Below are 11,500 nucleotides of genomic sequence, written 5' to 3'. Positions count from 1 at the left end.
TTCACCCTCTCCATTCTCCCGCTAATGCTATCTATATAGAGCTGTTACCGCCAGTAGGCGATATGTTATCTTAAAGGGTATAACGTATGGCATGACCATCCCCGGCATCAACTGCCCACGAGGCGATCTCCCGGATTAATGAACGGGATACCAGCTTGCGAAGCACAAGCGGCAACTCTGCCTGGAGCGGGCTGAGCCCCGAATGCTGCAGAAGCTCCTTAATGCTCCACGCCTCCTTACGGCTGCCCAGGATATGAAGCAGCATGATACAGCAATCCTCCATTTTTGACATAAGGGCAAATTCACAGGCAAGCAGGATCAGTTCGATTCTCTGGTCCAGTGTCTCTGTGCTGATAGTCAATTCTTCATATAGCTTATGGACCGGGGAGTTCAAGCTTTTCACCTGTCCCCATACTGCCGGTTCCGGGAAATACCCCGCTTCACTCACTTCAATGCGCGCCCAATGATACAAGGCAATGAGTACGCAATTATAGGCATCCATGGTACAGCCTGCTTCAATATAACGCTTGGACTTAATATACATATGTAAAAAACGGGAGAATTCCATGAACAGCACCCGTTCTTTAAGCGGGCCCTCAAACTGGGTGAGCTGCTTACGCATCTCCGCCAAGATCCCCTTCGGGTCCCAGAGTACCTCTCCGGATATCAGGCTGCTAAGAAGCTCGTTATTATCTCCGGCCATGACAGCACGTTCCAATGCAGATAGACCTACATGCACCGATTGTGTCCGCTTATCACCGGCAATGCTATGGGTTATGATGCGTTCCGTCTCCTGTTCCTCATGCAGCAGAAGGAGCACCATATCAAAATCGTGCAGCAGCGCACTTTGAAACGTGGCATCTCCTCTTTGCCGCCAAGCAACGGCTCCAAGAACATTCTCCTCAAATGTCTCCCCGCTTAATAGGGTCAAATTGGACAGTTCCATACTTCCCTCCATCAAATTTGGCGATTTTGCGTCCGTCAGTTATAATCTCTATACATAAGCTTATTCTACATATTCATGCCAGTTCCTCCTGAACAACCGAACTATATTTCAGTTAGGAGATCGTACTCATGAAATTTAAATCGGCCAAAATCAATGCTTTTCGCACCTGGGGACTGCTTCTGACCATGCTTGGCATGGGTCTCATGATCATGGGAACCGCAGGTATTGTATTCTGGGGATCTGCCGGCAAAGTCGTTGCTGCTGTCGGTCTTGTCATTGGACTCGTCTCCATGATGGCCAGTCTGGCTATTTATTTCTGGGCGGGCATGCTCTCAACCAGTGCGGTTCAGGTGGAATGTCCGGAGTGTCATAAGCTGACCAAAATGCTGGGCAAAACCGACCGCTGCATGTTCTGCCACACCATCCTCACCATGGACCCTGCACAAGCTACCATTACTGCCGAAGAGCTGGAAGCCCAGCAACTGAAACACTAATCCTATCCAAGCCGTGCTTACTGACATTATGTATTTATTAAGAGACAAGGTAATGTAAGAATAGTATTGTCTGCCAAAAAAGGTGTTGTCCACTGTAGGACAACACCTTTTTATATTGAGATCATCTTATTTTATAATTCCCTTCAATGCTTCCCATGCCTCCGGACTGGCGAAGCTACGGTTCCAGGCTGCCACACCGCCCAGCTTCAAGGACTGGGCCAGCTCTACTCTGGCTGTGAGCGAGGTGGTGTCCTCGATCCAGATTTTGCGGAGAACATCCTCTTCCTTATACTCCACGTAGTTCTGTCCGGCTTCCTTATCGAATACGGGTGTCAGCTTCTTCTCGGCGATAATCTCCTTGACCGCATTCATGCTGACAGCCTTGGAGCTTACCTTGGTCTTCCCCTTCTCGGTAGCTTCCGTCCAAATCCGCGTATAGAGCGGCACTCCTAGAATCAGCTTCTCAGCCGGCACCTCATCCTCCTCGATAATCCGGTTCATAGAGGTCTTAACCCACGGTAGAGAGGCTACTGATCCTGCAACCGGACTGGCTGCCCAGTGCTCGTCGTAGGCCATTACAACCAGGAAGTCGGATACGGCGGCAAGCGCCCGGCGGTCGAGGAACAGGGACCACATCTCGCTCTTGGACTTCGGCGTAACATCAATAGAGACAATCAGATTCCGGCTCTGGGCCATCGGCTTCAGTTCCCGCATGAACTGCGTTACGTTCGGTCCATCCTTGGTGTACACATTCTCGAAGTCGATATTAATCCCGTCTAAGTTATACAGGTCTGCATACTTTAGCATCTGAACAATGGCATTCATCCGATTGTCATATGTGGATAAGGCTTCAGTAGTCAAATCGGGTTCAAAGCTGTTGCTGAGCAGCCCCCATACCTCCATCCCTTGATTATGCGCCCAATCCACATAAGAGCGGTCTGCCTGGCTGCGCACATTCCCCTTCACATCAATAATGCTGAACCAGGTGGGGCTAACCACATTAATTCCAGGCAAGGCTGCGAATTTGGCGGGATTCGGCTTGCGTTCGTACACAGCTTCCCAGAACATATTAACCGGCTTATCCTTCCAGCTGCGCTGCGCACGTGTAGGTGTTTCGGGCTTTTTCTCTACAGTTCGGGTACCGTCTTCGGTAATATCATCCGCCTGGGCGTAACCCGAATAACCATTATCAAGCTGAGCGAATACCCAGTCCTTCGTGTCCGTATTCCAGATTCGTACGACATCCCCGGGGTTCATATCAGCAAAAATCGGTGCATGCACCGAGGGTTCACTGCGCAGGGCTTTCGTTTTCCCGCCTTCTTTGCCCTTCACCTTGCCAAGCGGCACCGATTCACCTGCAGTCATTAGCAGCACTGCACCGGTATTCGTATCCTCTTCGATCTCGAAGCCGTACAGATTCTCCAGCGTATCTGCTGGAAGATAGGTCACTTTATCTTTAACCTCGGGAGCAAGGCGAAGCTGCAGAGGTTCATTGTTCAGCGCTGCGGCTGTTGATTCCTCCTGCATGTACAATAGACTGCTGTCCGTTGAGAGAATAACTGATTTGCTTTCTTTTTCATAACGGATAGAAGAATCTACATATTCCTGCAAAAAAGGCAGCGGTAAAAGCAGCCCGTCCCCCGTACCCGATGCTGAATAGCCGGTAAGCTGTCCCTTCACAAAAATCGGCTTGTCCAGCCCCTTCCAGTCCGGGTCCACATGCTGGCGGTTCGGCAGTACATAATAAACAACCCAAAAGGCTGCGGCGGCTATGATGACAAGTCCCAATAAGCGGCGAGTAAGACTTCCACGCTTCGTGACGCGTCTTTGTCTCTGTCTTCTGTCCAAAATAGGTCCTCCAAACCATTCGTTGATTTTTAAAAGCAGGCATCACTTCTGTTAAGTATACGCCATGCAGCCGAGCTTGGTTGCGCGAATCTCTTGGAAGGTTTGTATTTTTGTAACAGCATCTTTCTCTCTCCTTACAAAAAAGCGTGCAGAATCCGCATTCGGACTCCACACGCTTATAGATGTTATTCCATTCAGTGCTGCTTCTCGCTGCAGCCTTTGCACACACCGTACAGCTCCATACGCAATCCATGAATCTTGAAGCCCGTGGCCCGTTCGGCCTGCTGCTCTACCTCATGAAGAGTAGAATAGCTGAAATCCTCAATCTTGCCGCATTCCTGGCAGATAACATGATAATGATCAGATACATTGGCGTCGAAACGGCTGGAATTATCACCGTAGGTCAGCTCACGGACCATACCTGCTTCCATGAACATCTTAAGATTGTTATACACAGTTGCCACACTCATACTCGGAAACTGAGGCTCAAGTGCCCGGTAGATATCGTCTGCCGTAGGATGATTCATCGCTTCCATCAGATACGTTAGAATCGCATGACGCTGAGGCGTAATACGGACACCGGTTGTCTTGAGTTGCTCCAATGCATGCTGTACGCCACTACCCATCCATGCCACCGCCTTTGATTATACAACTTAATAATAATTCTAATGTAATTGTATGACTCTGCTTTCAACGTTGTCAATGAAGTCATTACATTATATTCATTATTATATAATAAAAATTCCTTATTTCAATATTTGCTCACATTTAAATTGCTGTTTCCGTCTACACGCAGCTTGAATTCACCGGTTCCGATCTGGCCGGAAAGCACCTTTTTGTCAATCACGAGCCCTGGCAGGTCTGTTACGATATCTCCATATCCGCTGGAGCCTTCCACCGTATAATTACCTGTTAGCGGCAGGAACAGTTCAATATCCCCCACGGCACTGTATACATCCCAGTCTCCCCCGAAATCCCCGGAGCGGATGCTGATCCGGCCGTTCAGGGATTCGGCATGCAGCTTGGATCTTGCTCCGGATACCTCTACATTGCCATTCTTCGTGGACAGATCCAGCGTATCCCCGCTGTCATATGCCGTGATGTTGCCGACCGCCGTTGACAGCTTCAGGGCGCCTCTAACGTCCCAAGCCCCCATATCGCCTCCGTTTGTCCCCAGCTCCACATTGCCCAGGACATCTCTGGCGCGCACCGCACCGTTTAGGGTTTTACCTTTTACATTGCCGTAAATGCGGTGCAGAATCAGCTCCCCGTTCCCGGTCTCCAGCGAGATGTCGGCAATGGCTTCCACATTCTGCAGGGTAATTCCGCCATTCATCGTACGGACGTTCAGGTCGAACCGCCGGTCTTCCGGCAGGGAGATATCCAGGTTGATCCGCGGCTGGCGTTTGCCGGATTCACCGTACGCCTTACTCTGGGGTGTGATCTTGATCGTTGTTCCCTCTGTCACCTCGACAAAAGACTGGTCGGCTATAGATTCAGCCAGTACCCCGTCCAGCTGGTCCACCCATACGGTTGCCGTAATCTCGATATCCTCCACAGCAGCCCGGTGAACGAGAATGTCTCCATTAATAGCGTCAATATTGACCTTGGAGGTGTTCAGTTCGACCGGAACCATCAGCGGAGCCTTCTGATAAGAGCTTCCTTCCGCTTCCCCGTAATCGACTGCCGCCACGGTCAGATTAAGACTCACCTTGTTCCACAGATGCAGATAGTGCTCCTGCTCGGTTACGATAAACACACAGGCTGCCAGTATTACCGCAGAGAACAATCCCCGCAGATCCATCCGCGCTCTTCCGGCAGTACCGCTCTGCTTCAGACGGCGGAAAAGAACATAGATCAGCAGATACTCTACTCCCCATAATACCGGAATGATAGGCCACCATTTGAGCAGCAGCATCATATAATCTGTTCCATCACGCCAGTCCAGGAGAAGCAGGATTCCGACAGCAGCCAGCGTTACTGAGGCCGTATATCTGCCGATCCGCCGTTTCTTCCGCTCCTTGTCCTGACGCGCCATGGAGTCCCTGGCCATCTCTCTGATCCCCATAAGAAGGCCGAGGCCTATCAGCACCACGGAGGCGGCAGCACCGGCAGAGGTTTCAATGAATCCCCGAAGCCAGGGCGGCTTTTGCTGGAAAAGAAAGAGCATCGCCCCGCCGATAAGCAGCAGGAGGCCAAAAGATATCCCCGGCTCGCTGATCCTTACCCGGCGTCTTGAGGTTGTTGTACTGGATTGGATGGTCTCCAGCTCTTCAAGATCATGCTCATCAGGAAACCGCAGAATCCGGTCTGCGTTCTGAAGCGCGTCAAACACATTATAGAAGTATAACACCGGAATCAGCAGCCCCAGTAAAATCAGCAGCGGTACATTAATTTGCATCCCGATCGATGAGAAATACAGCAGTGCCACAATATCCAGCACAATAAGGAAAATGACAGAAACCCCTTTGCGGAGCAGCCCGAGATAGAGATGTCCCGTGCCGGGAAGCACTGCAGCAAGCAGGCCGGCTATAAATTTACGTTTACGCGGACGGCGTTTGGGACGGGGAGGGATGTAGGGATGGTTCAATTCTACGTCAGCTTCAGACAGCGGCAAGCCTGCCTCATTCTCTTCTTCCCGCACGGGAAGCTCCTCATGATTCTGATGGCCGGAACTCATTCTCGGTACTCCTCCTTTCTAAAATGGGATGTACTTGTCATTTCAGCCTGCCTGTCCGGTGGAATTCCAGCAGCTCTACTCCCGGAACCACCTCTTCGGACCCGGCAGGAATGAACCCGTGCTTGGTATAGAGCGTCACTGCCGGAAGGTTCAGCTTCCCCGTTGATACGATAAACTGCTCCATCTCCGCATATCGGGCAAAGATAAATTCTAACAGTCTTCCGGCCACGCCTTGGCGGAAATGGTCCGGGCTGACCATCATCCGGGTAACGGTTAGCTTGCCGGGAGACTCCTCTATGACTGCAACAGCGCCGAGCAGCTCCTCCGTCTCATCGAAGCAGCCGTAGAACTCCTCTGTAACCCGGCTGAGCATATCCCTCGTCTCCAGCAGCGGCGGTATGTCACGAAACCCGATGATCTCCGCCTCCAGGCGGTATGCCTTATGCTGAAGGCTCCACAGCTCATCCAGTGTGAACTCATCCTGCAGATTCAGCTTCACGATTGTATCCATCCGTATATTCCCCTTATATACCGCACAGAGCCTGCCGTTGCCGACAAGCCCTGTGCCCAAGATTCTATGATCTATTACCCAAAAGCAGTCTATCTGTTCAGCACTTCTGTGAGCAGAGTGTTCGCAAGCCCCGGGTTAGCCTTCCCTTTACTCGCCTTCATGACCTGTCCTACAAGGAAGCCGATCGCTTGTTTCTTGCCTGCCTTGTAGTCTTCGACCGATTGCGGGTTGGCCGCGACCACTTCCTCCACAATTCGCTTGATCGCCCCTTCGTCGCTGATCTGAACAAGGCCTTGCTCTTCTACAATTACCGCCGGCAGCTTCCCGCTCTCCAGCATTTCTTTGAATACGGTTTTGGCGATTTTGCTGCTGATGGTTCCGCCTGCGATCAGGCCGATCATCTCGCCCAGTCCCTGCGGCGTAATCTTCACCTGGGATAACTCCAGATTATTGCTGTTCAAATACCCCAGCAGATCGCCCATCATCCAGTTGGCGACAGCCTTGGCATCCTGCGTGAAGGCAAGACTGCCCTCGAAGAAGTCTGCAAGCGGCTTGGAGGAGGTAAGTACTCCGGCATCATAGGCAGTCAGACCAAACTCCGCACTGTACCGGGCCTGCCGGGCATCCGGCAGCTCAGGGATCGTGGAGCGGATCGCTTCCTTCCAGTCCTCGCCAATATGCAGCACAATCAGATCCGGGTCCGGGAAATAACGGTAATCATGGGCTTCCTCCTTGCCGCGCATGGACAAGGTCTTGCCTCCGGCTTCATCCCAGCGGCGGGTCTCCTGTACAACGATCCCGCCGTCATCCAGAATCTCCCCCTGACGGAACTGCTCATACTCCAGCCCGCGCAGAACCCCGCGGAAGGAGTTCATATTCTTCAGCTCCGCACGGATACCGAATTCTTCCTGGCCTGCCGGCCGAAGGCTGATGTTGGCATCACAACGCATGGAGCCTTCCTCCATCTTCACATCGGACACATCGCAGTACTGCATAATGGCGCGAATCTTCTCCAGGTAAGCACGTGCTTCCTCCGGTGAACGCAGATCAGGCTCGGAGACAATCTCAATAAGCGGAGTGCCTACCCGGTTGAAGTCAACCAGTGAAGCAAATCCTCCATCCACGTGAGTCAGCTTGCCCGCATCTTCCTCCAGATGAAGACGGGTGATTCCGATCCGTTTGGTCTCGCCGTTCACTTCAATATCAATCCAGCCGCCGAGGCCGATAGGCTGATCATATTGCGAGATCTGGTAGGCCTTCGGGGAATCGGGGTAAAAATAGTTTTTGCGGTCGAATTTGCTGACATCGCCGATCGTACAGTTCAGAGCCATTGCCGCTTTCATGGCATACTCCACCGCTTGGCGGTTCAGCACCGGCAGTACACCGGGGTGACCAAGACAGACCGGACAGGTGTGCGTATTAGGCGGCGCGCCGAATTCAGTAGAGCAGCCGCAGAAGATTTTGGACTTGGTATGAAGCTCCACATGAACTTCCAGCCCGATGACCGTTTCATATTTAGACATAGATAATCTCATCCCTTAAAAGTTTATGGTCAACTACTTCAAGCTACAGTTGCGGGCGGGCCTTGTGATGCTCTGTATGCTGTTCAAAGGCATGCGCAACGCGCAGTACCGTACTCTCATCAAACTCCTTGCCGATAATCTGCAAGCCGACAGGCAGGCCCTCGGCGAAGCCGCAAGGAATGCTGATGGCAGGAATACCGGCCAGACTGACAGGAATGGTCAGAATATCATTCAGATACATGGTCAGCGGATCTTCAGTCTGTGAGCCCAGCTTAAAGGCTGTGGTTGGCGCAGTCGGCCCGATCACGACATCATATTTCTTGAATACTTCATCAAAATCCTGCTTAATCAAGGTGCGTACCTTCTGCGCCTTCAAATAATAAGCATCATAATATCCGGAGCTGAGCGCATAGGTGCCGAGCATAATCCGGCGTTTGACTTCAGGACCGAAGCCTTGACTGCGGGAGTTATGGTACAGATCCAGTAATCCGCCCCCATCATCCACACGCGTCCCGTAACGGACACCGTCAAAGCGGGCCAGGTTGGAGGAAGCCTCCGAGGAGGAGAGCAGATAATAAGCGGCTACGGCATATTCGGTATGCGGAAGGGAGACCTCTTCCCATACTGCGCCAAGGCCTTCCAGTACTTTGAGCGCTGCGAGCACCGATTCACGGACCTGGGCATCCACACCTTCACCGATGTACTCCTTCGGCACAGCAATGCGTAGACCGGAAATATCACCGGTGAGCGAGCTCAGGTAATCCGGGATGCTGACCTTGGCCGAGGTGGAATCCTGGGCATCGTAACCGGCAATTGCCTGCAGGACGTATGCGGAATCCTCCACAGTACGGGTAATCGGACCGATCTGATCCAGGGAGGAAGCAAAAGCGACAAGTCCGTAACGGGAGACCAGGCCATACGTAGGCTTGAGGCCGACCACTCCGCAATAGGAGGCTGGCTGGCGGATGGAGCCGCCTGTGTCTGAGCCGAGAGTGAAGAAGACTTCCCCGGCTGCAACCGCTGCTGCCGAGCCGCCGCTCGAACCGCCTGGTACACGCTCCAGATCCCATGGATTGCGCACAGCGCCAAAGCTGGAATTCTCATTGGAGCCGCCCATGGCGAACTCGTCCATGTTCAGCTTGCCGATCGTTACCGCATCGGCCTGGCGCAGCTTGGAGACTACTGTGGCATCATAGATTGGCTGGAAATTGGCCAGGAACTGGCTGGCACAGGTGGTGCGCAGACCTTGGGTCACGATATTATCCTTAATACCGGCAGGCAATCCGAACAGCAGCCCTCTTGCAGCACCGGTTGCCAGCTTGTCATCAAGCTCGCGCGCCTTAGCACGGGCCCCCTCTTCATTCAGTGTCAAAAAGGCATGAACCTTGCTGTCACGCTCTGCAATGACGGACAGCGATTCCTCGGTCAGCTCACTGACCGAGACCGCCTTGGTGTTCAGCATGTTATGTACTTCAGGTAATCGGTATTGAAACAGGCTCAACTTGCTTCCTCCTCTCAGGTATGGGGTTATTCCAGAACAGCGGGAACCTTGAAGTGTCCGTCTTCATGTTCCGGTGCGTTAAGCAGCGCTTCCTCTTGGGTCAGGCTCTCCTTCACCGCATCGTCACGCATCACATTGCTGACTTGCAGCACATGGGTGGTCGGCTCTACATTCTCGGTATCCAGCTCATTCAATTTCTCGGCATATTGTAAAATAGCATTCATTTGTTCGGTGAAGGTAGCCTCTTCTTCCGGGCTTAATTGCAGTCGGGCCAGCTTGGCCACATGCTGCACATCTTTGACGGTGATGCTCATAATGAATATCCCTCCTGTTTAAAGGGCTAAAGCGCCCGGATAACGTTTTTAATTATAGGGTAGACGGCCTTACAATTCAATGCGCTTGTCGATGGAGGGAGATATATACAGCAAAAGACCCGCACCTGCTGATTGTGGCAGGAAGCGGGTCTTGAGTGCTTAAGCTTAATCCGGCTAATGATTCATCCGGTAATACAGGTCATTCCAGCGCAGCTCATTCTCAAGTGAAATCATGGTGCTGGAGGTGTCGATGACAAGGCACTCGACCCCTGCCATACGCGCCCAATCCCGGAGCTGTTCACTTGTTGTATGGAAGGAAAAGGCGAAGTGATGTGCACCCCCGGCCAGAATCCACGCTTCCGATGCACGGGTCAAGGACGGCTCCGGCTGCCAGAGGAGCCGCGCTACCGGCAGATGAGGCATTCTATGTTCATTCTGTACGGCATTCACTTCATTGACGATCAGGCGGAACCGGTCGCCCATATCCACCAGGGTGGCATTGATTCCTGTGCCGCTTGCGCCGTTAAATATTAGACGGGCCGGAGCTTCCTTGCCGCCGACAAACAAGGGATGCACTTCAATCCTTGGTCTGTCCGCAGCCAGGGAAGGGCAGATCTCCAGCATATGGGAACCCAGCACCATTTCATTGCCCTTCTGCAGATGATACGTATAATCCTCCATGAAAGAGGTGCCTTGATTGCCGGCCATAATCTTCATCATCCGCACCAGCGCGGCCGTCTTCCAGTCTCCCTCACCGCCGAAGCCGTAGCCTGCCGCCATCAGCCGCTGAGCCGCCAGCCCCGGCAATTGCTTCAGTCCATGCAGGTCCTGGAAGCTGGTCACGAACGCTGTATATCCGCCCTCCTCCAAAAACTCGCTCAGCGCAATCTCCATCCGCGCCTGTTCACGAATGGCTTCCCGTTCAGTGCCATCGGCGCGACCCTGATCCGTAAAGTCGTATAATTCCGCGTATTCATCCATTAGCGCACGCAGCTTGGCTTCGCTGACACTCCGAACCCGTTCAGCCAGATCGCCGGCCGGATAACCGTTGACCGTCCACCCCAGCTTGATTTGCGCCTCCACCTTATCGCCTTCCGTCACCGCGACATCACGCATATTGTCGCCGAATCTGGCGATTCTCATCGTCTGGCTCCCGGTATAGCCCGCGGCCGTCTTCATCCACTCTCCGATTCTTGCACGCACCTCTTCATCCTTCCAGTGGCCTGCAATAATCTTTCGGGCCACACGCAGGCGGGCGCCGATGAACCCGAACTCACGGTCGCCGTGCGCCGCCTGGTTCAAGTTCATAAACTCCATGTCGATACTGTCCCAGGGAATCTCGACATTGTATTGGGTATGGAGATGGAGCAGCGGCTTGCGCAGCTGGGCCAGCCCCGAGATCCACATTTTGGCCGGCGAGAAGGTGTGCATCCAGGTAATCACCCCTGCGCAGGTCCCGCTGGAATTGGCTTCAAGGCACACTCGCAGAATCGTTTCCGGAGCCGTGACCGTTTCGCGGAACTCAATCGGATACGGAAGGCCCCCTTCGCGGTTTAGCTCCTCGACCATTTTTCTGGAATTATCCTCCACTTGCTCAAGTACATCCTCTCCGTACAAACCTTGGCTCCCTGTTACAAACCAGAATACATATGGCTTAGCTTGCAGCATATCTAATTCCTCCGT

10 protein-coding genes are annotated in these 11,500 nt (G+C 52.8%); 1 reads left to right on the top strand and 9 read right to left on the bottom strand.

The annotated features are described in order from the left end of the window. Positions 1–70: 70 nt before the first annotated feature. On the bottom strand, positions 71–946 hold the full coding sequence (locus NSS64_RS01215) for a nucleotidyltransferase-like protein (RefSeq protein WP_341138953.1): 876 nt from the start codon (positions 944–946) through the stop codon (positions 71–73). Between the two features lie 128 nt (positions 947–1,074). Between NSS64_RS01215 and NSS64_RS01210 the strand changes: the two genes are divergently transcribed. Then, positions 1,075–1,440, top strand: coding sequence for a DUF2614 family zinc ribbon-containing protein (locus NSS64_RS01210; protein WP_340938068.1), 366 nt, complete (start codon positions 1,075–1,077; stop codon positions 1,438–1,440). Between the two features lie 126 nt (positions 1,441–1,566). Here the strand turns inward: NSS64_RS01210 and NSS64_RS01205 are convergent, their stop codons facing one another. The 8 genes from NSS64_RS01205 to araA form a co-directional block, all read right to left on the bottom strand. Then, positions 1,567–3,288 carry a glycosyl hydrolase family 18 protein gene (locus tag NSS64_RS01205; protein ID WP_340938066.1) on the bottom strand — a complete coding sequence of 574 codons (1,722 nt, stop codon included), beginning with the start codon at positions 3,286–3,288 and terminating at the stop codon, positions 1,567–1,569. A 194-nt stretch (positions 3,289–3,482) separates the two neighbouring features. Then, complete coding sequence (perR, locus tag NSS64_RS01200; RefSeq protein ID WP_340938063.1) at positions 3,483–3,914, bottom strand: peroxide-responsive transcriptional repressor PerR; 432 nt, start codon at positions 3,912–3,914, stop codon at positions 3,483–3,485. A gap of 125 nt (positions 3,915–4,039) precedes the next feature. Next, positions 4,040–5,968, bottom strand: a complete 1,929-nt coding sequence (locus NSS64_RS01195; protein WP_341138952.1) for a DUF4097 family beta strand repeat-containing protein — start codon at positions 5,966–5,968, stop codon at positions 4,040–4,042. Positions 5,969–6,005: 37 nt separating this feature from the next. Continuing rightward, the gene (locus tag NSS64_RS01190; protein ID WP_341138951.1) at positions 6,006–6,479 is read right to left on the bottom strand and encodes a GNAT family N-acetyltransferase; all 474 of its coding nucleotides are present in this window, start codon (positions 6,477–6,479) and stop codon (positions 6,006–6,008) included. Positions 6,480–6,568: 89 nt separating this feature from the next. Beyond that, entirely contained in the window at positions 6,569–8,014 is a 1,446-nt protein-coding gene (gene gatB / locus NSS64_RS01185) for an Asp-tRNA(Asn)/Glu-tRNA(Gln) amidotransferase subunit GatB (RefSeq protein ID WP_341138950.1), read from the bottom strand. 31 nt (positions 8,015–8,045) lie between these two features. After that, the gene (gene gatA / locus NSS64_RS01180) at positions 8,046–9,503 is read right to left on the bottom strand and encodes an Asp-tRNA(Asn)/Glu-tRNA(Gln) amidotransferase subunit GatA (protein ID WP_341138949.1); all 1,458 of its coding nucleotides are present in this window, start codon (positions 9,501–9,503) and stop codon (positions 8,046–8,048) included. A 26-nt stretch (positions 9,504–9,529) separates the two neighbouring features. Further along, positions 9,530–9,817 (bottom strand): Asp-tRNA(Asn)/Glu-tRNA(Gln) amidotransferase subunit GatC, encoded by a 288-nt coding sequence (gene gatC, locus NSS64_RS01175; RefSeq protein WP_173139646.1) that lies wholly within the window; start codon positions 9,815–9,817, stop codon positions 9,530–9,532. Positions 9,818–9,991: 174 nt separating this feature from the next. Further along, a complete protein-coding gene (gene araA / locus NSS64_RS01170; protein WP_341138948.1) occupies positions 9,992–11,485 on the bottom strand; it encodes an L-arabinose isomerase in 1,494 nt (497 codons plus the stop codon). Positions 11,486–11,500 lie beyond the last annotated feature (15 nt).

Origin of the sequence: Paenibacillus sp. FSL H8-0122 (genome assembly GCF_038005345.1) — a bacterium.
Classification (GTDB): domain Bacteria; phylum Bacillota; class Bacilli; order Paenibacillales; family Paenibacillaceae; genus Paenibacillus_AQ.
The sequence above is the reverse complement of the archived record's forward strand: the minus strand, read 5'-3'. Positions and strand labels throughout refer to the sequence as shown.